At 61.0% G+C, this 22,205-nt stretch carries 19 protein-coding genes; 6 read left to right on the top strand and 13 right to left on the bottom strand.

From position 1 onward, the window contains the following. Positions 1 to 127 precede the first annotated feature (127 nt). Positions 128 to 1,756: a class I adenylate-forming enzyme family protein gene (locus tag ACFQS4_RS01915; RefSeq protein ID WP_497903248.1), complete on the top strand. Its 1,629-nt coding sequence runs from the start codon at positions 128 to 130 to the stop codon at positions 1,754 to 1,756. Positions 1,757 to 1,869: 113 nt separating this feature from the next. Here ACFQS4_RS01915 and ACFQS4_RS01910 read toward each other — a convergent pair whose 3' ends face one another. From ACFQS4_RS01910 to ACFQS4_RS01895, 4 genes are all read right to left on the bottom strand, one after another. After that, entirely contained in the window at positions 1,870 to 3,198 is a 1,329-nt protein-coding gene (locus ACFQS4_RS01910) for an LLM class flavin-dependent oxidoreductase (RefSeq protein WP_497903247.1), read from the bottom strand. A 717-nt stretch (positions 3,199 to 3,915) separates the two neighbouring features. After that, positions 3,916 to 4,680 carry an IclR family transcriptional regulator gene (locus ACFQS4_RS01905; RefSeq protein WP_497903246.1) on the bottom strand — a complete coding sequence of 255 codons (765 nt, stop codon included), beginning with the start codon at positions 4,678 to 4,680 and terminating at the stop codon, positions 3,916 to 3,918. 280 nt (positions 4,681 to 4,960) lie between these two features. Then, positions 4,961 to 5,956: an LLM class flavin-dependent oxidoreductase gene (locus tag ACFQS4_RS01900; protein ID WP_497903245.1), complete on the bottom strand. Its 996-nt coding sequence runs from the start codon at positions 5,954 to 5,956 to the stop codon at positions 4,961 to 4,963. A 183-nt stretch (positions 5,957 to 6,139) separates the two neighbouring features. Further along, positions 6,140 to 6,913: an enoyl-CoA hydratase/isomerase family protein gene (locus ACFQS4_RS01895; RefSeq protein WP_497903244.1), complete on the bottom strand. Its 774-nt coding sequence runs from the start codon at positions 6,911 to 6,913 to the stop codon at positions 6,140 to 6,142. Between the two features lie 135 nt (positions 6,914 to 7,048). On the opposite strand from ACFQS4_RS01895, the gene ACFQS4_RS01890 reads away from it, so the two are divergent. Continuing rightward, positions 7,049 to 7,630 (top strand): flavin reductase family protein, encoded by a 582-nt coding sequence (locus ACFQS4_RS01890; protein ID WP_497903243.1) that lies wholly within the window; start codon positions 7,049 to 7,051, stop codon positions 7,628 to 7,630. Positions 7,631 to 7,646: 16 nt separating this feature from the next. On the opposite strand, the gene ACFQS4_RS01885 is transcribed toward ACFQS4_RS01890, so the two are convergent. From ACFQS4_RS01885 to ACFQS4_RS01875, 3 genes are read right to left on the bottom strand one after another with little or no spacing between them, the layout of a single operon-like run. Further along, positions 7,647 to 7,808, bottom strand: coding sequence for a hypothetical protein (locus tag ACFQS4_RS01885; RefSeq protein WP_497903242.1), 162 nt, complete (start codon positions 7,806 to 7,808; stop codon positions 7,647 to 7,649). Further along, positions 7,805 to 9,613, bottom strand: coding sequence for a hydantoinase B/oxoprolinase family protein (locus ACFQS4_RS01880; RefSeq protein ID WP_497903241.1), 1,809 nt, complete (start codon positions 9,611 to 9,613; stop codon positions 7,805 to 7,807). Before ACFQS4_RS01880 ends, ACFQS4_RS01885 begins: the two co-directional genes overlap by 4 nt. Next, positions 9,610 to 11,670 (bottom strand): hydantoinase/oxoprolinase family protein, encoded by a 2,061-nt coding sequence (locus tag ACFQS4_RS01875; RefSeq protein WP_497903240.1) that lies wholly within the window; start codon positions 11,668 to 11,670, stop codon positions 9,610 to 9,612. Before ACFQS4_RS01875 ends, ACFQS4_RS01880 begins: the two co-directional genes overlap by 4 nt. Positions 11,671 to 12,095: 425 nt before the next feature. Between ACFQS4_RS01875 and tcuA the strand changes: the two genes are divergently transcribed. Both tcuA and ACFQS4_RS01865 read left to right on the top strand, forming a co-directional pair. Then, entirely contained in the window at positions 12,096 to 13,487 is a 1,392-nt protein-coding gene (tcuA, locus tag ACFQS4_RS01870; RefSeq protein ID WP_500191962.1) for an FAD-dependent tricarballylate dehydrogenase TcuA, read from the top strand. A gap of 354 nt (positions 13,488 to 13,841) precedes the next feature. Further along, positions 13,842 to 14,333, top strand: a complete 492-nt coding sequence (locus ACFQS4_RS01865; RefSeq protein ID WP_497903238.1) for a flavin reductase family protein — start codon at positions 13,842 to 13,844, stop codon at positions 14,331 to 14,333. A gap of 110 nt (positions 14,334 to 14,443) precedes the next feature. On the opposite strand, the gene ACFQS4_RS01860 is transcribed toward ACFQS4_RS01865, so the two are convergent. From ACFQS4_RS01860 to ACFQS4_RS01845, 4 genes are all read right to left on the bottom strand, one after another. Continuing rightward, positions 14,444 to 15,202 (bottom strand): CoA-transferase subunit beta, encoded by a 759-nt coding sequence (locus ACFQS4_RS01860; protein ID WP_497903237.1) that lies wholly within the window; start codon positions 15,200 to 15,202, stop codon positions 14,444 to 14,446. Continuing rightward, complete coding sequence (locus tag ACFQS4_RS01855) at positions 15,202 to 16,113, bottom strand: CoA transferase subunit A (protein ID WP_497903236.1); 912 nt, start codon at positions 16,111 to 16,113, stop codon at positions 15,202 to 15,204. Before ACFQS4_RS01855 ends, ACFQS4_RS01860 begins: the two co-directional genes overlap by 1 nt. Before the next feature lie 136 nt (positions 16,114 to 16,249). Continuing rightward, positions 16,250 to 16,939, bottom strand: coding sequence for a 3,4-dihydroxy-2-butanone-4-phosphate synthase (ribB, locus tag ACFQS4_RS01850; RefSeq protein WP_497903235.1), 690 nt, complete (start codon positions 16,937 to 16,939; stop codon positions 16,250 to 16,252). After that, positions 16,923 to 17,615 (bottom strand): DUF120 domain-containing protein, encoded by a 693-nt coding sequence (locus ACFQS4_RS01845; protein WP_497903234.1) that lies wholly within the window; start codon positions 17,613 to 17,615, stop codon positions 16,923 to 16,925. The genes ribB and ACFQS4_RS01845 overlap by 17 nt, the downstream gene beginning before the upstream one ends. A 279-nt stretch (positions 17,616 to 17,894) precedes the next feature. Here ACFQS4_RS01845 and ACFQS4_RS01840 point away from each other — a divergent pair, with 279 nt between their 5' ends. Both ACFQS4_RS01840 and ACFQS4_RS01835 read left to right on the top strand, forming a co-directional pair. Next, positions 17,895 to 18,428 (top strand): HIT family protein, encoded by a 534-nt coding sequence (locus tag ACFQS4_RS01840; protein WP_497903233.1) that lies wholly within the window; start codon positions 17,895 to 17,897, stop codon positions 18,426 to 18,428. Between the two features lie 78 nt (positions 18,429 to 18,506). Continuing rightward, positions 18,507 to 18,746, top strand: a complete 240-nt coding sequence (locus ACFQS4_RS01835; RefSeq protein WP_500191957.1) for a hypothetical protein — start codon at positions 18,507 to 18,509, stop codon at positions 18,744 to 18,746. Positions 18,747 to 18,795: 49 nt separating this feature from the next. Here the strand turns inward: ACFQS4_RS01835 and ACFQS4_RS01830 are convergent, their stop codons facing one another. Further along, positions 18,796 to 20,310, bottom strand: a complete 1,515-nt coding sequence (locus ACFQS4_RS01830) for a zinc ribbon domain-containing protein (RefSeq protein ID WP_497903232.1) — start codon at positions 20,308 to 20,310, stop codon at positions 18,796 to 18,798. After that, complete coding sequence (locus ACFQS4_RS01825) at positions 20,307 to 21,479, bottom strand: thiolase domain-containing protein (RefSeq protein ID WP_497903231.1); 1,173 nt, start codon at positions 21,477 to 21,479, stop codon at positions 20,307 to 20,309. Before ACFQS4_RS01825 ends, ACFQS4_RS01830 begins: the two co-directional genes overlap by 4 nt. Positions 21,480 to 22,205 lie beyond the last annotated feature (726 nt).

The following is a 22,205-nucleotide window of genomic DNA, read 5'->3' as shown; positions in this document are numbered from 1 at the left end:
ATTGACTTATAGTTTCTTTCTATCGTCGGTCGAGCGTCGGAATCCATCCGGTAGCGTCTGGCGATGGAACCAGGTGCACAGCGAGATGAGCCGAACTATTATATCAGGCATGATCCTATTCCGATCCATGGACGCGTGGTTCGATACGACGATATACCTCGGTCTCGCCGCGATAGCCGACAAACGCGGAGACCGACCCGCCTTGATCGCCGGCGACGACGAGATCACGTACGACGACCTATGCGGGGAAGCCCGACGATTGGCCGCCGGGCTGTCCGAACTCGGGGTTTCAACCGGTGACACAATCGGTCTCTGGCTCTCGAACCGCCGCGAGTGGATCGCGACGCAGCTCGCCGCCTCGTGCCTCGGGGTTAGCGTCGTCGCCGTCAACACTCGGTATCGCGCCCACGAGCTCGAGTATATGCTTCGTGATGCGAACTGCGCGGCGCTCGTGACCGAGTCGACCTTCCTGGACATCGATTTCCTCGAGATACTGTCGTCGGTCGTTCCGTCGGTAGGCGAGGTCGATCCCGAATCGTTCGATCCGGACTCGTTCCCCGCGCTCGAACACGTGATCACCGTCGACGAGGGGGACGGGCACCCAGCGACACGCGAATACGCGGACGTCCTGGACGGGGGAATCGATCGCGACGCGATCGAACCCGAGACCGATCCCATGGCCGTCGCAAGCATCTTTTACACGAGCGGTACGACGAGCGATCCGAAGGGATGTCAGCAGACGAACCGATCGCTGATTGCTCACTCCCACGCCGTTGGGGAACATCTCGGTCTGACCGGCGACGACGTCAGTATCGGCGCGCTCCCCTTCTGTGGCGTCCTCGGCTACAACGCGCTGTTTAGCGCACTAACCAGCGGGACGCCGGTCGTCCTGCAGAGTCACTTCGATCCGGCTGAGACGATCAGGCTGATTGACGCCCACGACGTGACCTTTCTGAACGCGATCGGCGCGATGTACTCCCGGATGATCGACGATGACGGGTTCGACTCGGACGCGATGTCGTCGCTCCGTCGGGCCGTGGTCACGTTCATGAACGGGTTCGACGCGACGGAATTCGATCGAATTGAGGACGCGATCGGCGCGCCCCTCGTCCAGCCGTACGGTCTTTCCGAGGCGAACAGCCAGGTGTTCGTGGGCGATCCGACCGACCCGCGTGAACAGCGCAAGCAGGTCGGGGGGCCGCTCGTCGATCCGGGGCGACAGGACGCGCGCATCGTCGACCCCTCGACGGGTTCCGAACTGCCGGCGGGCGAGCGAGGAGAATTACAGCTGAACGGGTACAATGTGATGACCGGCTATCTGAACAAACCGGATCAGACCCAAGCGGCGTTCACGGAGGACGGCTGGCTCCGGACCGGAGATCTCTGTCACCGCGACGAACAGGGATACTTCTACTACCACTCGCGAATGGACGATACGATCCGCGTGCGGGGATTCCTGGTCTCGCCGGCCGAAATCGAAAGCGCCATCCAAGATCACGACGCCGTCGTTGAGGCGCAAGTCGTCGGCGCCGACCACCCCCACCACGGACAGGTACCGGTCGCGTTCGTCGTGTCGAGGACGGAGGATTTCGACGTAAGCGATCTAGAAACGTACCTTGTCGATCGAATCGCAGACTACAAGCGTCCCGCTGCAATCGAGTTCGTTGACGAGTTCCCGCGGACCGAGAGTCCACACGGCGAGAAGGTGCAGAAAGGAAAGTTACGCGAACGGGCGGGATCGGTACTCGGCAGCTGAGAAGCCCGGGAACGAATTACCGTTGTCCCACTCGCCGTTCGGGTGGTGCGTCGAACTACGTCGATATGGTGCCTCTGATTCGATGGGTGACGCCGAGGGAACGACTCTCTTGCTTATAGTTCTTCGTGGAGGTACGGGAGCACGTCCTCGCCGAAGGCCCGGAGTTGCTCGTTCGCTTCTTCGGCGGTGATGCCGGGCACTTCGAACGAAATGTCGATGCTGTAATCTTCGAATCCGAGATCCTCCTTCGTCCGGGAGATCTGATCGATCAGTTCTTCCGAATCGCCGACGAGGACGATGTCCCGCTCAATGAACGTCTCGATGTCGAGGGGAACGTCGGCCGGATCCTCCCCGGGTTTGGCGACCGCCTTGGCGAAGCCGAACGGTCCGAAGAAGTCCCAGCGCTGCTCGACGCCGTCCTTCCAACGCTCGAAGACGTCCGCATCGGAGGCCCCAGTGTTGAAGACGAACCGGCGAAGGGAGAGACCCCGCTTTCGCTCCTCGTCCCAGCCGTAGCGGAAGGGTTCGCCGTCGTACTCGGGTCGGTGATCGGGCCATCCCGCTTCTTCCGACGCCTCGTAGTAGACGTCGGCAATTCGCTCAAGAATCTCGGTCGTCCCGGTCGTCAGATAGCCGTTGATCGCGTTCCGCGCGGCGAACTTGGTTGATCGGGGAGAGGTGACGGGTTCCCAGACCTGTGGATGGGGCTGCTGTTGCGGCTGTGGGAAGACTGGAAGCTTCTTGAGCGTCGAACCACCCTTCAGTACCGGATTGTCGCCCGGATCCGGATCGGCGTCTTCGTCCCAATCTATGAGATCCTCGACTTGGTACTCGGTCACGTCGTCGTTCAGGTAGCCGTAGTCCTGTTCGTGATGCCAGCGCGTGTACGACGGTGGAACGGTGTGAAACTCGCCTTCGTAAGAGAGGACGTCCTCCGTCCAGGCCTTCTTCAGCAATTCGAACTTTTCTTCGAAGCTCCGGCGATTTCGTTCTTCGTCCTGTATCGTTCCACTCCAGTATTGGCCGAGCGTCTCGTTTTCACGGGGCTGGTAGCCGCGACCCACGCCAATTTCTGCCCGCCCATCGCTGATAATGTCGAGCATCGCGGTCTGTTCGGCCAGACGGACCGGGTCGTGCCACGAGAGAATGTTCGCCACCTGGCAGAGAGTAATCTGCTCGGTCCGGGAAGCTACGGCTGTCTGGGCCAGGATCGGGCTCGGGCTGTGTTCGGAGCCGGTGAGTTCGAAGTGGTGCTCAGTGAACACCGCGCGATCAAACCCGTACTCGTCCGCGAGTACGGCGTGTTCAATCTGGTCTCTCGTCACCTGTTTCAGGTCTTCGTGCATTTCTCGAACCGAACCATCGGCAATTATTGATCCGTTCTCGGCGCGCTTGAGCGGGATATTCGTTCCCCCATTGTGGAATACACCAACGTCTGTCATGGTACTGTGTGTGGATGGCACAGAGACAATATTAAACCTTTCCTCTGAGCGGCGTCAGGGCAGCGGTTTCGCAGGCACCGGAACGGCAACCTTTGGTGACCACCCGTGGGGAAGCACTACGACGGAAACGTAATCGTGTGACCGTGATCGTCTAGCGTTCGCCCCTCCCGAATTTTATATTTCCTCCATTTCGACTACGCCGATCAGTCCGTCGAATTCATCCCCTGGAAGGTCAAGATGGCGGTTCGGTTGAGGCTACGGAACTTCGAATCAACGTGCTGTTCTACGGCTCAATAGGCGCATTCATCTGTGGTGAATATTTTAAGTTATTACGGGTGTTGAATCCCGTCTCCCAGTCGTTCGCTGTAGCGTTGTGGGTTATCATGATATCCCACTATCGTTTACATCATTACATATGTAATTGTCCGGTGCGAGAGATTTACCTCCGTGCAATTAGAATATAGTATTTCTACCAATTACAAACATAATTTTGTAATGAAGAACTTCGGTGCTCGTTCTTACCTATAACGTAATACTCAGTAATGCTCATAAATCCGTGAGGCGGCCAATAGCGTCGATATGAGCAAGAGGATGTACTACGGTCATCAGTCCGAGAGGCTGGTATCTCGGTCGTCGATTCGATTCTGATGGATGCAGGTGCGATGGGGCGACGCAGGCCCGGTGTCAACGCGAACCGATGAGCGGACGACAATGGGGTCAGGAGTACATAATGTTCAGTTCCAGTTCGTTGGACGTCGCCAGGAGCATATTCGGCAGTTCTTCTTCGTACCAGTCGCCTTTCATCCGATGGACAGGACCGGAGACGCTGAACGCGCCGACCACGCGATCGTCCGGTCCGAGTACGGGTGCACCGATGGCGTTGACGCCTTTAATGTGTTCCTCCCGATTGAACGCGTAGCCACGCTCGCGGATCTCCGCTAGTTCGTCGAACAGGGCATCGGGATCGGTGATCGTGTGCTCGGTTTCCTGCTCCAGGCCACATTCGTCAATTATCTCTTCAACCCGCTGTTCGGGAATGAATGCCAGAATGGACTTCCCGGCCGCGGCGACGTGGAGATTGACCCGTTTACCGACGCTCGAGTACGCTTTCACGGCTTTCTCCCCTGTACTCGTGTACAGGTAAACGCCCCGGCCGTGCTCCTCTACGACGAAGTGGGCTCGCCCGCCGGTTTCTTCGGCGAGTTGCTTCACCTTAGGCTTGGCGTGGATGTACGACTCAGAGTTGTTGCGGACGTACTCGCCCAGGGTCAGGAACCGGAGACCGAGGTAGTAGATGTCTCCCCGCTTAACGACGAATTCGTTCTGTTCGAGCGTCGCGAGATGGCCGTGAACCGTGCTGGGCGCCATATCAAGCTCCGAAGCCAGCTGCGTCACGCGAGCACCGTCCAATGCCTTGAGTGCGTTGATGATTCGCAGGGACGTTTCGGTCGTTTGCAGCCCGCCTTTGGGTTCAGTTGCCATGGTCAATGTTTACACGAGACCCCTTATAAAATTCACTATGGCGGAATCTCTATTCGGCACGCGACATCAATACATTGTTCCAGCCGAATTTTCGGCCTAGCGGTTGAACGGTGGTTTCGTCGGGCTGTTACTCCGCATCTTGTCATCATTTAGCGTGGGCCATCGTGGCGTGTTATCACGTGTTTAGCGAAACATTTGCCGTGTCAACGCCGGACCGGTATAACATTCGCCAGCATCGAAAGAGCGAGTTTCGGCTGCGGCGATTGGATCGGGCGCTCTCCTATGATGAGATTTGCGGTATGACCTCGCTTCCCACTGTCTCGACCGCAGACGCGAGGACGTCGTAGGAGAGGCCCGGGTGGTCCATCCGTAGGATAATGTGATCTTCGGCACCTAACAGGTCGTCAAACTCGAGGAGCTGGCGCACAAGCTCGTCGGGAGAACCATAGAGGGCCTCCTCGCGCCACTTGGCTTCGGGATCGTCTGCGCGCGAGAACTCGTCGGAAGATTCGGCGAACCACTTCGCGTAGACGCCCTTAGTGTGAGCCAGCCCGTCAACCATCTTCTCCCAGGCGTCCTCGGCGGAGTCGCCCACGAATGCGTCCCGGAGGAGGTAGGTCGGGAACGACTCGTCAGCCTCATCCGCGATCCAGCCGAACTGCCGTTCGACGACGTCCTTGCTGTCGCCCCCAGCGATGTAGCCGTCGGCGATCCGGGCTGCGCGTCGTACGCCTGGTTCAGCATACGAACCGATGAGGATTGGGAGATCGGTTCCCTGTACCGGCGTCGGCGTAACGATCGCGTCCTCGTATTCGAAGATGTTGCCGTCGTAGGAGAACGGTTTGCCGGTCCAGGCGTGATTGCAGACGCGAACGCAGTCGACTAGACGGGCAACACGCTCCTCCTTCGGCACGCTGAAGGTCTCGAATTCAGGGTCTCGGTATCCAATCCCCAAACCGAGTTGGAAGCGGCCGCCAGAGAGCAGGTCAACGACGGCAGCGTCCTCGGCGAGCCTGATCGGATCGTAGAACGGTGCCAGTGCGAGCGACGTCCCGATCGTTATCGTGTTCGTTGCCTCGGCGAGCGCCCCGCACATCGGAAACACCGACGGAAGGTACTCGTCGTCGGTGCCGTGATGCTCGGATACCCACGCCGAGTGGAATCCCTCGCGTTCGGCGAGTCGAACGAGGTCCACCGTCTGTCGATAGCGCTGGCGCGTCGATCGCGCATCTTCTTGCGGTCGCTGCGTCGTGAACAGGCCAATTCCTACGCGCATACGACTATCGTTCGCATGGGAGAGTAAAAGGTTTGTTCCGCGAGCGGTCGAACCGTCATCGCCGTCGAGGCACCGGTCGGCAGGAGCACACCGCCTCCGTCGACAGATACAATCTGAAGGCGATTCGCAGGTCCAGCCACGATCGATCGGCAAGCGCAATTAGGGGTCGGACCGCGGTCGAGATCAGGGTTCGTACTCGGCTGGACCGAACTCCGGATCGCGATCCTCTAGGAACGCGGCCGCGGCTTCTTGCGTGTTCGGTACCTGCCGGAGTTCGGCGATGTGATCACGCTCGAGCCGGTACTCCTCGATCGGTTCCGCTGGCTGGCACTCCCGGACGACCGCTCGCGCCGCATTGACGGCGTCGGGACTCTTCGACGCAATATTGGTAGCCAGATTGACGGCACGCTCGCGCGGATCTTCGACGAGTTCCGAGACCATCCCCAGATCGTACGCCCGGTCGGCCGGGAGGGGGTTGCCGGTGTAGAGCATGTGCCTCGCGACGCCGTCGGGGAGGAGTCGCCGCAGCGGGCCGTAGCCACCGACGATTCCGACGGTGATCTCCGGGATCGCGAACGACGCGCCCGCCGAGGCGACACGGAGGTCGCACAGCGACGCGATGATGGCCGCGGCGCCGACGGCTGGTCCGTCGACGCCGACCACGATCGGTAGAGGGTGGTCGTAGACCGTTTCGAGCAAATTCATGTAGACCTCGTCGCGGTACGAGGCGGCGTCGGGATCGTACTCGCGAAACTCCGTGACGTCGTGGCCTGCAGAGAAGGTCCGGTCGCCCCCAGTGGTCAGCGCGATAACGCGCTCGTCCTCCCGCGGGAGCGAGTCGAGCAGGTCGGTCAGCGCTTCGAGATCCTGGTACCTGAGCGCGTTGACCGGCGGTCGATCGATTGTGACGACGCCGACGGCGTCGTCGACTTCGTACGACAGGATTTCCTTGCTCATCGTTGATCGTCCTCCTGGAGTGGATGTATGCAGTCGTCCATACCGTTCCATTTCGGCACCGCCAGCATCAATCTAGTGGTCGAATCGCGATCGATCCGTACCTTCTTAGCTGAGTACTCCCAACGAGGGGTCGTCATGGAAGCCACGCCGGACGAACTGTCCACCTACCGAACGCTTTCGGGGGCCGTCGTTCCGCGGCCGATCGCCTGGACGTCGAGTCGCGACGCCGACGGACGAGACAACCTCGCGCCGTACAGTTTCTTCACCATCGCGTGCGTCGATCCACCGATTCTGGCCGTGTGTCCGATGAACTTCGAACCCGACCTGAAGGATACGCCCGCGAACGCGATCGAGACCGGTGAGTTCGCGATCAACGTGGTCACCGCGCCACACGCGAAGGTGATGAATGAATCTAGCGAGGCGATCTCGTCTGGGGAGAACGAGTTCGATCACGTCGGCGTCGAAGCGGCGGAGTGTACGGTCGTCGACGCGCCGCGTGTCGCGGACGCGCCGGTGACGTTCGAGTGTCGGCTGTACGACGCCGTCGAGTTACCGACGTCGATCCTGCTCCTCGGCGAGGTCGTCAACGTCCACCTCGACGAGTCCGTGCTGGTCGACGGAAAACTTGACGTCGAGAAGATCGACGCGATCGGTCGTCTCGCGGGCGGCTACTACGCGTACACGAGGGATCGCTTCCACATGGAGCGACCGGGGTGACTCGCCCAAACCACGTTTAGTCGGAGAGCCGGTTCTTCCGATAGTAGTCGGCACACCAGTCCGAACAGACCTCGCTTCCCTCGACGGACTGAGTCTCGTCTGGATCATCGAGGAGGAGTTTGCCGCAGTTCTCGCACTTGCGGTTGACGCGACCGAGGAACGGTTCGATCCAGGTCACGCACTCTCACCCCCGTTGCGGCCCGATCGATCGGGATCGCCGTCCGTCGATCCCTCGTCGTCGGTTCCGCCGTCCGAGACGACCCGTTCGCCGTGTTCGACGTCGACGCCGTAGACTTGCTGTGCGCGTTCCGGGGAGACGTAGCCGCGTTCGACGTCGCGGAGCACCGCGTCGATGTCCCTGTCGGTCGGGTCGCCGTATCCGCCACCGCCCGCGGTGCGGATCGAAACGACGTCGCCCTCGGAAAGCGCCACGTTCGAGAACTTCGACGGGGAGACGGCGTCCTCGCGCTCGTCGACAGGAGCGGCGTCGTCGTCCTCGCTGCGCTGCAGGAGGATCTCGTTGGGTGCCGCTGAATCGCCGCCGTGGACGCCCCACGGCGGACGGGTCACGCGGTCGGCGAGCGCGTTGACCGACATCTCGCCCTCGGCGAGTTCCATCTCCCAGACCACGCCGAGACCGCCGCGGTACTCGCCGGGCCCTTCCGAATCTTCGCGCAGGCCGTACCGCCGCATCAGGAACGGGTACTTCCGTTCCAGGATCTCGATCGGCTGGTTTTTCGTATTCGATATTTGCGATTTTGCGGCGCTGATACCGTCGTGGGTCGATCGACCACCCCAGCCACCCTCAATGAACATATAGAAGGCAAAGTTGCCGTGCGTCTCGGTTGATCCGCCGCCGGTGAAGTTGAGACTGGTTCCGATGTTCGCGCCGGTGACTCGTTCGGGCAGCGCGTCAGCGAACGCACGGATGATCGCGTCGATGACGCGCTTTGACGTCTCCGTGTTACCGCCGAACGTGGCCGCTGGGTGATTCGCGTTCAGCACCGTCCCCGGCGGAACGAGGATGTGGACGGGACGGAAACAGCCCTCGTTGAACGTGATGTTCGGGTCGGTGAGATGGTAGAGTGCGATGTAGACGCCCCCAGCGGTCACCGTCCACGGACAGTTGATCGGCCCGTCCGTCTGTTCGTCCGTCCCCTCGAAGTCGAAGATGATCTCGGAGCCGTCGACGGTGACTTCGACCTCGATCCGGACAGAGTTGTCCGTGATCCCGTCGTCGTCCATGTAGTCGACGCCGCGGTAGGTGCCATCCGGGATCTCCTCGATCTCGCTGCGCATCAATCGTTCAGAGTGGTCCCGGAGAGCGGCGCAGGCGTCCTCGAACGTCTCCCTGTCGTACCGATCGATCAGTTCGTAGATGCGCCGCTCGCCGGTCAGGTTCGAAGCGATCTGGGCGCGCATGTCGCCATGAGTCGACTTCGGGATTCTGACGTTCGAAAGCATGAACTTCCAGAGGTCGCGACGCTCCTCGCCGCCTTCCCAGATCTTCACCGGTGGGACGCGGATTCCTTCCTGATAGGCATCCGTCGCGTCGCCGGCGAATCCGCCCGCACTCATCCCGCCGAGGTCGATTTGGTGGGCCCGGTTGGCCGTGAACGCGATCAGATCCTCCGTCTCGCGATCGAAGACGGGCCTGATGACCGTGTGGTCCGCGATGTGGGTTCCCCCGCGGAACGGATCGTTGTGCATCAGCATGTCGCCGGGTTCTAGGTTCTCCCGACCGATCTCCTCGACTGCCCACTCGACGGAGTACTGCATCGATGCGATGTGGATCGGCACATAGTCGGCCTGACCGACGATGTTGGCGTCGGCGTCGAAGACGCCCGTCGAGAAGTCTTTCGCGATGAGGATCGACGAATAGGCTGTCCGCATCATCGTCACCCCCATCTCGTTGGCCGTCGATCGTAGGTAGTTCCCGACGACCTCCTGGGTCACCGGATCCACGTCGTATTTGTCACTCATTTCGATCCCTCCTCAATGACGACGTTCCCGATTCTGTCGACGTGTGCCTGCTGTCCGGGCGGCACGACAGTTGTCCCCTGGGGTTCTTCGATCACGAACGGTCCCGCGAGTTCGTGACCCGATTCGAGTCCCGTTCGTTCGTAGACTTGCGTCTCGTACTCGCCGTCGTCGAAGACGATCGGCCGCACCTCCGCGAGTGCGTCGTCGAGCGAACCGGGATCGGTTTCGTCGGTGCTCTCGACGGATAACGCGTCCGGGACGGGCCGGAAGCCGACGATGTCGACAAGCACGTTGACGATTTCGACCGGATCACTCTCGCTGCTATGACCGTACAGTTGCTCGTGGCGGTCGTGGAACCGAGTTTCCGCACGATTGAGGACGTCGCGATCGATCGGCGGTTCCGTTTCGAGGGGAACCGTAACCTCGTAGGCCTGTTCCCGGTAGCGCAGGTCGACCGAGAGTCGTGCGGCCACCTCCGTGACGTATTCGTTCTGGTCGTCGATGACCGCAATTCCGTCTGTGATCATCTCCTCGAAGACGGCGTCCAGTTCCGATAACGTCTCGCCGCGTACCTCGTCGAGCGGGTGGAGGAACGACTGGAGCTGGTCGTACTTGAAGTCCGTCGTCACCATCCCTGCGGCTGAGAGCACGCCCGCGTTGGGCGGCACGATGGTCCGGGGGATGTTTGCAACGCCCATCACGCCCGGGGCGTGCATCGGTCCCGCGCCGCCGAACGCGACGAGCGCGAACTCCCGGGGATCGTACCCTCGTTCGACCGTTACCGTCCGGATTGCCTGTGTGAGCGTGTTCATCCCGATCTCGAGGATGCCGAGCGCGGTCTCGCGGACGCCCATATCCAGTTCCCCACCCAAATCGGCGATTGCCTCGCGTGCTGCCTCGACGTCGAGGTTCATCTCGCCGCCGATGAACTTGTCCGGGTTGAGTCGACCGAGGACGAGGTTCGCATCTGTGATCGTCGGTTCGGTGCCCCCTTGGCCGTAACAGACCGGCCCCGGGTCCGCCCCGGCCGATCGCGGGCCGACCTTGAGGAGGCCGCCGTCGTCGATCCACGCGATCGATCCGCCGCCAGCGCCGACGGCTTCGATGTCGATCTGCGGGAACTGGACGGGGATGCCCCACTCAATCTCCCCTTCCGTCGAGGTGATGGGCTCGCCGTCGACGATCAGCGAGACGTCACAGGAGGTCCCGCCCATATCCATCGTGATGAGGTTCGGTGAGTCGGCGCTGCCGTAGTGGTTCGCCCCAGATACGCCGCCCGCTGGACCCGAAAAGAGCGTCTTGGCGGGGACGCGAGAGACGTCTTCGACCGGGAGTAATCCCCCGTTCGATTGCATGATGTTGATCGGGACGTCGATACCCAGGTTCTCGAGGTCCCGCTCCAGTCGCTCGACGTACCGGCCGGTCTTCGGTTTGACGTACGCGTTAGCGATCACCGTGCTCGCGCGCTCGTATTCCTTGGCCTGCGGGAACACGTTGTGGGAGGTGCTGACGGCCGCTTCGGGGTGGTGCTCGTCGATCAGTTCGGCGAGTCGTCGCTCGTGGGACGGATCGAGGAACGAGTACAGCATCGAAACGGCGTACGAGACGTCCTCGTCCAGCGCTGCGTAGGAACGGATAACGTCGACGGCTACCTCCTCATCCAGCGGTTCGTGCTCGGTGCCGTTAGCACGAATTCGACCGGGAATCCCGTGACGGTCCTGCCGGGGAACCAGTGGCTCCGGCTTCGTCCACTGTCGATCGTACTGATTCTCCCTGTCGGTGCGCATGATCTCGGGGATGTCCTCGAACCCGTCGTTCGTGAGAAACGCGATTCGCGTCCCCGGATTTCGTTCGATCGCGATATTCGTCGCGACGGTCGTTCCGTGGTCGAAAGCGTCGATAGCGCCGGGATTGACGGACGAACTGATGAGCGCGTCGATCGCCCCTTCCGACGGATCGTTCGGCGTCGACGGAACCTTGAGAGTCTCCACCTTTCCGTCGTTCGCGACGACGAGATCGGTGAAGGTGCCACCGATATCTATGCCTACACGTGCCATGCAATGCGCTTTGTTCCCCTCTGGCATGAATATGCTGGGTTCGGTGGAGCTAACGGACGTCGGTTCAGTCGGCTAACGATTTGGTAAACGAACTTTGTCTTTTTGGTGACGACGTTCGTCGGAGGTAGTTGGATAGCAATCAGGCGTCAAATCGATTTCGTATCAGTCTCGTGAATGCTCTCTCAATGGTGAACCATGTGTGTCGCTTGGTGTTGGCGGACCGCCGGAATCGAACGATTCTGCGGTCCGTACCAAGGATAGTACACTACTCCGCTAACAACTCGTAGTCCAAGGGCTCGAGAATCGGCTTCCCGTCATCAACTACTACCGTTAGGGCCCGTATCCGGTATGAGCGTGACGAACTCGTCCGATCGATAGAAATTTACGGTCGGCCCCGTATTCAAAACCTATACGGGACTGAAATTATGGCCGAAGAAACGTACGACATTGTGATCGTTGGGTGCGGAATGGCAGGTCTCGCCGCCGGATTGAGAGCGACGGAACTTGGCGAATCGGTGTGTATCCTGGAGAAGTCGCCGAAGAAACATCGCGGCGGCCACACGCGGTTCACCGAGTCGTTTCGGATTCCAACGGCAGACATCGACCTCGATGCCGAGTTCAACGTCGAGGACTACACGTCGGCGGACTTCTATTCGGACATCATGAATGTGACGCACTACCGGGCCGACAGCGACCTGGCCAAGCGCGTTGCAAACGACGCCGCCGAGACGTTTGAGTGGCTAACCAACCTCGGAATCGAGTGGGAATATCGGGCGCCTCACCCAGGATACACCGCGGGCCGAGTGTGGCTCCACGGCGAGGACTTCATCGACGAACTCGTCGAGATACTCGAGGAGCGAGACGCGACCTTCTACTACGAGACGACGGCTCAGGGAATCGTCCGGAACGACGACGGCGACGTGGTCGGCGTCGATGCCCGTGTCGAGGGCGTAAAGACGACGTTCACGGGCGACGCAGTCATCCTCGCGGCCGGCGACTACGGATCAAGCAAGGAGAAACGCACGCGCTACTACGGTCGCGGATACGGGAACATGAAGGTCCGCGGGAGCAGGTACAACACGGGTGAGGCCGTCGAGGCGACGATCGACATCGGCGCCAAGACCGAAGGTGAGTGGGGCGACGCCCACATGGCCCTTATCGATGCGCAGTCGCCTGACTTCGAGGGAGGAATTACCCGAATCGACGGCTACCAGTACGGGCTGATCGTCAACCACGACGGCGAACGATTCGTCGACGAGGGCGAGGATGCACGGGCCCACACGTACGCCAAATTCGGCCAGCGGATCTTCGAACAGCCCTACCACGAGGCGTTCATCCTCGTCGACTCGAAAGTCGTCGACGACGTCGCGCACATGGGTCCGTCGAACCCGATCACCGCTGACAGCATCGAATCCCTCGCGAACCGACTCGGCATCGAAAACGTCGACCAGACGGCTGAAACGGTCGAGGCGTACAACGCAGCGAGCGATCCGGGCGATTACAAACCGAACGAACTGGACGGCAATGAGGCGACCAGCATTGAACCGCCGAAGTCGAACTGGGCACTTCCGCTCGACGAACCGCCGTACACCGGCTATGCGGTCACCGGTGGCATGACATTCGGCTTCGGCGGAGTTGCGATCACCCCGGACGCGAAGGTGCTCGATACGTGTGATCGACCGATCCCGAACCTTTACGCGGCGGGTAACAGTACCGGCGGACTCTTTTACCACAACTATCCCGGTGGGACCGGCCTGACGAACGCGGCGGTCTACGGGAAGATTGCGGCTGAAACGGCCGTCGAGGAGCTGGACTAGCGGTTCGCTCTCTGCTCAGACTGCCAAGCGGTTTCGTTCGCGATTGCCGCCGGGTGGCGGCCGACAGCCGAAACCGGCCCGTTCGATGTCCCGGTATCCCCGCATTCGGAGGCGCAGTAGAGTCAGTAACTAAAATAGGATCGACGAAACGGGAACCGTCAGCGTCGAAACGTAACTACTAGCGGAAGTAGCGCTTTCAGTGGCGACTACCGACCAGTAGCGCATCCTGCGTGCGGTCGGTTCTCGCACAGGCAAAAGCGCATTACTACCGATATCGATCCATCGTATTCGAACGGTGGTGCTCATTCTGACCGGAAGAATAAATAGGAGATCAAACGAACCTCTACAGTGTCAATGAAGTCGCAGAAATTTCGCCAGCTACTCGGCACCTTCGCCACGGGGTGTACCGTCGTCACGATGGAATCGGAGACGCCGCACGGACTCACGGCGAACGCGTTTTCGAGCGTCTCGGTTGATCCGCCACTGATCCTGATCTGTGTCGATCACGGCACGAACAGCTATGAACTCCTCTCTAGCGGGGACGTTGATGGTTTCTGCGTCAACATCCTCTCCCGGTCCCAACAGGATCTCGGCGAGTACTTTGCTAACATGACCGACCTGGAGGAAGACCCATTCGAGACACGAACCGTCGACGAGTACGACACCCATGCGCCGGTGTTCGAGGGAGACCTCGCCTTCCTTGACTGTGATCTCTACGAGAGTCAGCGCGCCGGCGACCACACAATCTACCTCGGCGAAGTACAACAGGGAGAGATCCTCAACCCTGAGGCTGCACCACTGGCGTTCTACGGCGGCGAGTGGGGTTCAATCGTTCTCGACAAATGATGGGTCGCGATCGACGAGCGCAGCGCCGACTGTAACGCAATTTCCTGCTTCTGGCCCGAATCGATCGAATTTCCCCTGGCGAAAAATATAATTGATCGAAATCGCCCTTCTCAGTCGCCCGTGTAGATACCGTCGGGATCAAGCTGCTCGCGGAGCAGTCGGAGTTCGTCGGTCGTCGGTACGGGCGTCTCGGTGAGATCGTCCGAGACGGTGATCTTCCACCCGGTCGACGACTGGACGTCGTCGACGCTGACGCCGGGATGGAGGCTCTCGACGAGCATTTCGCCCGACTCGTCGAAGCCCAAGATCGCCTTGTCCGTGATGACCGTATCCGGTCCACCGCGAAGTCCGAGTTCCTCACGGTCCGTGTCGGGGTCGAGGTAACCCGGGCTCGTGACGAAGTCGACCCGTTCGGGGAAACGTCGGCGACGGTGCGGCGAGATGATGATGGTCCGGTGGGCATTGCTGGCGATTTCGCAGGCGCCGCCACTGCCGGGAAGCCTGACATCGGGATCATCGTACTCACCGATCACAGTGGTGTTGATGTTCCCGTACCGATCGACCTGCGCGCCGCTAAGGAATCCGACGTCAATACGGCCGCCCTGCAGGTAGTAGGAGAATCCGTTCATCATCGACTCCACGTTGAGCGCTCCCGAGGCAAGCACCGGATCGCCGATCGAAAGTGGCAGCGAGCTCGGATCCGAGCCGATCGTCCCGGACTCGTAAATCAGTTCGAGTTCGGGTGCGTGGCTCCGTTTGGCGAGGTTGCACGCGAGGTTTGGAACCCCGATCCCGACCAGAGCCGACTCGTCGTTTTCGAGTTCGTTCGCCGCCGCCGTCACCATCAGTTCCGTATCGGTATACTCCATCAGTACTCACCCATGTCGATCGGGGTCGCGTACTTCGAGTCAACCTGCAACTCGAGCAATCTATTCGCCCCGAGTTTTTCGAGGTACTCTCGTCGATCGGCCACCCCATACACCCACTCGTCGAGCCACTCGCGGAGCCTGTCGTTCGAAGCAGACACCTCGTTCCACTCAAGGTAGGCCTCGTTGTCGCGATCGTAGTAACCTTGTGCGTACGACGGGTGGCAACCGTAGGGGACGCGGACGACGTGATCGACGGCGTCGCCCGTCAGGAGAGTTCTGTTCGGATCACTGCGGATGATCTCGGTCGAACACAACTCCTCAACGCAGAGGACGACCGTGTCGGCGGCCAGCGCTGCCTCCTTTTGTTCCCCGCTGATGCCCCAGAGGTGGGCGTTGCCGTCCTCGTCTGCCCGCTGTGCACAGACGATGGCGGCGTCCGGATTGAGCGGCGGGACGACGCAAACCTCGCCGTCGCCATAGGGATTCGAAACCGTTCGGATCGCGTCATTGTGGTCGGCGAGATCCGACCCAACGAACGTTCGAACGGGCATGAACGGCAGCGCGCTCGCTCCCGCGTGGAGCCGCGCGGTCAGCCCGTAATGTGTGTACTCCTCGATGTCGAGTTCGACGGGGACCCCATCTTCGACGGCACGCCTAAACGCTCGCAGACTTCCGACGCCAGGATTTCCGGCCCATGAGAACGTCACCTTCGACGCACACTCCGCAGCAATCAGTTGATCGTACACCAGGTCGGGCGTCAACCGTATGAGTTCGAGATTGCTGTACCCCTGTCTGATTATCTCGTGGCCGGCCGCGAAGGGAATCAGGTGGGTGAAGCCTGCGAGATAGAGGCTGTCACCATCGTTGATGGCCTTCCGTACGGCGGCCTGCATCGGTTTCACTTTGCTCATCGGACTCGTATAGTGCTACCACAGGAAAGCACTCATATAAATCCACCTCCGAATAATCGAGTGAGAGATCGGTTCGCGGTGGCGTATCGGACTCTGATCGTACGGTCAACCTGACGATTGGCCGGATTACGGGCGCTCAGTCGAGCCCAAAGTAGTCGACGATCAATCGCCCCTCTATATAGGGAACCTCGTGTTCGTCGGCGTACGCCCGGGCGTTGATTGGCGCAAGCGCATTACCGGTCTCGTCGTCGAGCATCTCACAGACGACGACCGCAGGAGAGAGGGATGCGGCCCGTGCGAGGGACAGTCCGAGTTCGGTATGCCCTTTACGCTGGGCTAACAGGCCAGGCGCTCCTCGCAGGAGGTGTACGTGGCCGGGAACGCGAAACTCGGCCGCGAAGTCGGTCGCCGTCGGTGTCGCGGCCAAATCCCCGATCGCACGAATTGTCGTCGATCGATCGTCGTCGGTGATCCCAGTATAGGTGTCGCGGTGGTTGACGGTGAGCGAGAATGACGACCGCTCGCCGTATCCGAGTTCCTCGTTCGAGACGGCGGGGTGGTCGATTTCGTCGGCAAGGAAGGGAAGGTCGAACGCGTCGGCGATCTCGTGGCCGAGCGCGACGCAGATCAACCCGCCGGCATCGTTCCGGAGACGCGTAACTGCATTCGGTACCACTGACGCCGCGTGGTAGATCAGGTCAACTTCTCCCTCGCGGTCGGCCGCATCGTGTACCAGTACGGGCTCTCCGCCGCGGAGGGAGTTAATCGCCTGGTCGATCGCCCCGCCAGGGGCCCATCGACTCGAAATATCAGTTCCCTTTGACATGGATGGTGAGGGAATCGCCATCGTCCACCTCGAGATCGTCGCGGAGTTTCACCGGAGCGATCACCTCAAGCTGGTTGTCGTCGTGGTGCGTCCGTTTCGGAACGATAGCGTGTGCGTTTTCGTACGTTGCTCCGCCGGCAGTTTCGATCGCCACCGGATGGCACGCTGCCGGCCCATACGTCCGTTCCTCATCCTCCCAGCCATCGATCTGAACCGGATCGAGCGAGGAGAGAATGCTCCGTCGCCGTTGACTCTCCTGTGTCAGGTCGACGTTCAGCGTGCCGGGAAACGGTTCATACCCGAGCCGGTTTCGGAATTGTCGAGCGTATCCCGGTAGCGAGATGTAGTGTTTCCCTTCGTTCATCCCGCTCGTGGCGGTGCCCACCAGCGTGACGGGTGATTCGTCGAAAATCTGTTGATACTCCTCGTACTCGGTCTGGAGGACCCGACCACCGCGTTCGGTGATCGCGACCCACTGGCCGTCGCTCGTCGTCTCCCGTTCCACGAAACCTTCCTCTTCGAGGCGCTGCAATCGGCGAGAGGCAGTCTGACTGGACGCGTCGAGGTCCTTAGCAAGTCCAGAACACGAGACTTTGATCTCACCACGGAGCGCACCATCGAGGGCGAGTAATTTGAGGACAGTGAACTCTCCCGGCCCCATGTCAGTGAGTGTCATTACCACAGAATAGCTTCTCTCTGTCTCTACTAAAGTGTACCGGAGAGGCTGTTACGCCACTGGTTCGATCCATCCTCGAACTGCTCTACGGATCAACTCCGCGATTGTATCGATCGTCGGTTTTTGCCAGCGGTTGCCTGCAGCTCTCGGTAACATCAACTCTGCCGAGACGATGGATGATACGCTAGTCGCAGCCGGACGTTCCAGAATCGGTTACTGCAGATACCAGAGTGTGAGTCAGTAACAATGTATTTGTATACCCTTCGGTTATTGTCCCCCATGGACAGGGTTTTTGCCCCGTGGCGGATGGACTGGATTACCAGAGACGACGAGGACTTCGACGGCTGCGTGTTCTGCAATCTCCCCGATCAAGACGCTGACAGAGAGAACCGAATCGTCGCTCGCTCCAGCGATGCTTACGCTGTCCTCAACAAATCGCCGTACACGCCGGGACATCTGCTCGTCCTCCCGTTTTCCCACACCGGTGAGATAGAAAATATCAAACTAGACGATTTTTTCGATGTTTTCAAACTGGTACAGCTCTCGGTTCGGGCCGTCAAAACCGCCCTCGCACCCGATGGGTTCAATATCGGCATGAACATCGGTGAAGCCGGTGGCGCGTCAATCACCGATCACGTTCACGTCCACGTCGTCCCGCGGTGGAACGGCGACACGACATTCATGCCCACAACGGCGAATTCGAAAGTAGTTGCGGAGGCCCTTGACGAAACGTACTCTCGCCTGCGCGAGGCGTTCACCGAATTAAATTGCGGCACGGAGACAGACCCTGATTCAGCGATTCTAGTTTCGTAGGTTGCCGCCCGAACCGATCACTCACGATATCAGCGTGGGACTACTCGAACGAGGTTCCGTCCTGTTGAGATACATCAATTGTGTTCGGCGTGCGTCTGCTGCATGTTCGGCAACCGTCTCCAGGATATTCGGCGTTGTACTGACAAACTGAACGTCAACGGCGGTGCTATCGCGCTCGGGCACCCGCTGGGCTGTTCCGGCGCCCAAATTACGACGACCTCGCTCCACGAACTCGCCCGTCGCGACGGCCACTACGGCCTCGCGACGATGTGCGTCGGGTTCGGCCAGGGCGTCGCCGTCGTCTTCGAGCGGGAGTGAGCCGGCTCGAGCGTGCTATTTTGTCGAGACGAAAATCCAGTTCGCGCGATCAGGACTCGAGCAGCTGCATCTTGAAACCGTACCGGGTCACGCCCTCCTGGGTGTAGATTCGCCGGATCGTCGCGTCGACGCTGTCGCCGACCGACACGGACGCCGTGTCGGGCGTCAGCACCTGCGTGGGGGTCGAGACGGGCTCGTCGTCGGGTTCGGGGCCGTCGAGTGCCACGACGGCGCTGACGAACGCCCCTTCGCGGGCCTGCTGCTCGACGAACTCCGGTGGGGCGCCGCCCTGGCCGATCACGGTCGCCGCTTCGACAGTTCCCGTCCCGGGGAGGGCGACGTCGTCGTACTCGTCGAGCGTTCCGCACTCCCGACATGCACCGGCGGGCGGGAACGCGAGTCGCCCGCACTCTCGGCACCGGCCCGCGACGAGGCGGTGGCGCTGGGCCATCGTCCGTTTCCAGCTGGGGACGCTGACGTAGGCGCCGCCGCCGTCGGGTTCGCCCGGCGTCACGTCGCCGCGAATGCGGAGGTACTCGCCGTAGGAGAGCGTTCGGTCGCCCTCGAGGGCGGTTTCGACGGGGACGCTTTGGCTTGAACTCGAGTCGTCGCCCGCGTCGCTCTCGCCCACCTCGAGGCGCATCGTAATCGCGCCGCCGCCCGACCCGTACGCGACCAGGCCGAGCGAGCGGTGGCCAGCCTCGAGCGCCTTCGCGAGCCCGAGGAGGGTGCTCGCGGCGCCCGTGTCCCCGAGGTCGTGGACGGTCGTCCCCGCCTGGATCTGCTCGGTGTCGACGCCCAGCGCGCTCGCGGCGCGATAGGGCAGTTTGCCGTTCGGCGACTGGAGGCAGGCGGCGTCGACGTCCTCGAGGGAGGACTCGAGCCTGTCCGCAGCCGATGCGACGGCGTCGGTGTAGGCGTCCCGGTCGTACTGCGTGATACCGAGGCCATTCGTCTCCCTCGATCCCGCCTCTCGATACCTAATTCCGGGAACGGCGTCGACGTACTCTCCGGCATCCGTTACCCGCCCGGGACCGTCGGGCGTCAAGACGAGCGCGGCGGCGCCCGCTCCACCCGCGTGCTCGTGTTCGTCCGAGTGGGCGCCACGTGGGGTGTCGCTGGCGACGACCAGGACGGCGCCGTCGGTCGCGGTTTCGAGGCCCGTCCGGAGTGCGTCGGCGCCGACGCGGGTGCTCCCGGTGAACTGGCGGCTCTCGATCGACGACTCGAGTCCGAGGAAGCTGGCCAGGCGCGGCCCCAGGGCCTCCTCCTCGTAGGGCGGTGTAGTCGTTCCGAGAAAGAGGTGCGTGACGGTCTCGAGGTCGGTTCCCGCCGCCTCGAGGGCCCGCGTGGCGGCCTCGTAGGCCATCGTCAGTCCGTCCTCGTCCCCCGCCGGGACAGCCGTCTCCGAGATGCCGGCGGCGTGGAACTGGCCCCAGGCCTCGGTGACGGCCTCCGCGGTGAGTCGGTAGTCGGGGGCGTAGGCGCCGACCCCGGCAATGCCGAGGCGGTTCGTTTCTTCGCCCGCCTCGGCCGTCTCGTCGTCTGCTCGAGAGACGGTCATCGCGCCACCTCCTGCTCGAATATATGGACCACCGTCGCGCCGCCGCTCCCGCCTACGTTGTGGGTGAGGCCGTAACGCGGGTCCTCGAGTTGGCGGTCACCCGCGTTCACGGTCAGCTGGTCGAAGACCTCGACGACCTGGCCCGTGCCGGTCGCACCGATGGGGTGGCCCTTCGACTTGAGGCCGCCGGAGGTGTTCACGGGGAGGTCGCCGTCCGGGTCGGTGACGCCCTCGCGGAGGAGTCGCGGCGCCTCCCCGGGTTCGCAGAAGCCCAGGTCCTCGTAGGCGATGAGTTCCGCGATGGCGAAGCAGTCGTGGACCTCGGCGAAGTCGAGGTCGTCGGGGCCGATTCCCGCGCGCTCGTAGGCTCGTCTGCCGGCTTCCTGGGAGGCCGAGATGCTCGTGTAGCTGTCGCGTTCCGCGAGGCCGACCCGCTCGCTGGCCGCACCGACGCCCGCGACGCGAACGCGCTCGTCGGTGTACTCGGCCACGACGTCCTCGCTGGCGAGGAGGACCGCGGCGGCGCCGTCGGAGGTCGGACAGCAGTGGTAGAGATTGAGGGGGTCGGCGACCGCCGGCGCCGCGACGACGTCCTCGAGCGAGCACTCGAAGTCGAGGTGGGCCTTCGGATTCTTCGCGCCGTTGGCGTGGTTCTTGACGGCGACTCGCGAGAGGTCCTCGGGGGTCGCGTCGTAGGCGTCCAGGTAGGCGCTGGCCATCTGGGCGTACACACCGGAGAAAGTGGTGCCGGTGAGGCGTTCCCACTCGGTCTCTCCGGAGACGCCGAGCCAGTACTTCGTGGTGTCGCCGGACATGTCGGTCATGACCTCGAAGCCGCCCGCGAGGACGACGTCGGCCATGCCGCTCCTGATCGCCTGGACGCCCTGGCGGACGGCGAAGCCGCCGGCGCCGCAGGCGTTCTCGATCCGCGAGCAGGGCACGTTGTGGAGGCCGACGTGTTCCGTGACGGCCGGCCCCGAGAGGCCGATCTGGCGGCCGCCGACGCCGAGGGTGGCGACGACCGCCTCGTCGACGTCGTCCGTGTCCAGGCCGTGGTCGACCCGATCTCTGGCGGCCGCGTACGCCTCCGCGAACAGGTCCCGGTAGCCTCGCTCCGGGAACGAACCGAAGGCGGTCTGTCCAGCACCGATGACGTAGACATTTCTCATGATCGTCGATTTATCACAGGAGACTATATAGATATACCATATCATTATTTCTTGTAGTTGACGAAGGTTCCGTCAAGTGTTCATCGTCTATCCCCACACAACTGGGTATTCGCTTCGAGAGATACAGGTAATTCTTCACGTGCTCAGTGTTAAACGGTCGCAACAAGCCAACTAGCAAAGAGGGTGGCAATATTGATGGAATTTTTATAATATAGCCAGGCGTTGGTATTGGGAATATATTGCAATTAATCCCGATCCGAGATTGATCCTTAATGTGCAGTTTTCAGACGACGCGGCACCAGTCCTGCCATTGCATTTCTCCAGGTGTTATTGAAAACCACGAGCTCTCCTGGAAAGTACTTTCCTCCAACGGTAAGGCTATCTGGCTACCCTCTCTCGGATCGAATGGAACAGTCAGATCAACTATATCGAACGAAAACTCAACGAAAATGGTTTCACACTCAAAATTTGGATTGGCATCTTCCATAACTCGAGGACGGGCAGACAGGTGAGTATTGGGAATAGTCTTGAATTATTATCACATTACTATAACACTCAACAACCTCATTAGTTACTAAATTGATGGTTGATAGCAGAGGCAAACTAGACGGTATCCGCTTCAACATTGTGTTTGCCTTTCGGATCATCGCCGAGATCAAAGTGGAGCATCCCTGGGCATATTCGTGAGTGAATATGTATATAATTTCTGAGATTGAGTGGAAAAGC

The organism is Saliphagus sp. GCM10025317, assembly GCF_042663665.1.
Lineage (GTDB): Archaea > Halobacteriota > Halobacteria > Halobacteriales > Natrialbaceae > Natronosalvus.
Note: the sequence above shows the minus strand (reverse complement) of the source record. Positions and strands in the feature narration are given on the sequence as shown.

Coding starts and splice junctions, on each gene's coding strand:
- ACFQS4_RS01915 (WP_497903248.1), top strand. CDS start 128: ATGGACGCGTGGTTCGATACGACGATATACCTCGGTCTCGCCGCGATA.
- ACFQS4_RS01910 (WP_497903247.1), bottom strand. CDS start 3,198: ATGACAGACGTTGGTGTATTCCACAATGGGGGAACGAATATCCCGCTC.
- ACFQS4_RS01905 (WP_497903246.1), bottom strand. CDS start 4,680: ATGGCAACTGAACCCAAAGGCGGGCTGCAAACGACCGAAACGTCCCTG.
- ACFQS4_RS01900 (WP_497903245.1), bottom strand. CDS start 5,956: ATGCGCGTAGGAATTGGCCTGTTCACGACGCAGCGACCGCAAGAAGAT.
- ACFQS4_RS01895 (WP_497903244.1), bottom strand. CDS start 6,913: ATGAGCAAGGAAATCCTGTCGTACGAAGTCGACGACGCCGTCGGCGTC.
- ACFQS4_RS01890 (WP_497903243.1), top strand. CDS start 7,049: ATGGAAGCCACGCCGGACGAACTGTCCACCTACCGAACGCTTTCGGGG.
- ACFQS4_RS01880 (WP_497903241.1), bottom strand. CDS start 9,613: ATGAGTGACAAATACGACGTGGATCCGGTGACCCAGGAGGTCGTCGGG.
- ACFQS4_RS01875 (WP_497903240.1), bottom strand. CDS start 11,670: ATGGCACGTGTAGGCATAGATATCGGTGGCACCTTCACCGATCTCGTC.
- tcuA (WP_500191962.1), top strand. CDS start 12,096: ATGGCCGAAGAAACGTACGACATTGTGATCGTTGGGTGCGGAATGGCA.
- ACFQS4_RS01865 (WP_497903238.1), top strand. CDS start 13,842: ATGAAGTCGCAGAAATTTCGCCAGCTACTCGGCACCTTCGCCACGGGG.
- ACFQS4_RS01860 (WP_497903237.1), bottom strand. CDS start 15,202: ATGGAGTATACCGATACGGAACTGATGGTGACGGCGGCGGCGAACGAA.
- ACFQS4_RS01855 (WP_497903236.1), bottom strand. CDS start 16,113: ATGAGCAAAGTGAAACCGATGCAGGCCGCCGTACGGAAGGCCATCAAC.
- ribB (WP_497903235.1), bottom strand. CDS start 16,939: ATGTCAAAGGGAACTGATATTTCGAGTCGATGGGCCCCTGGCGGGGCG.
- ACFQS4_RS01845 (WP_497903234.1), bottom strand. CDS start 17,615: ATGACACTCACTGACATGGGGCCGGGAGAGTTCACTGTCCTCAAATTA.
- ACFQS4_RS01840 (WP_497903233.1), top strand. CDS start 17,895: ATGGACAGGGTTTTTGCCCCGTGGCGGATGGACTGGATTACCAGAGAC.
- ACFQS4_RS01830 (WP_497903232.1), bottom strand. CDS start 20,310: ATGACCGTCTCTCGAGCAGACGACGAGACGGCCGAGGCGGGCGAAGAA.
- ACFQS4_RS01825 (WP_497903231.1), bottom strand. CDS start 21,479: ATGAGAAATGTCTACGTCATCGGTGCTGGACAGACCGCCTTCGGTTCG.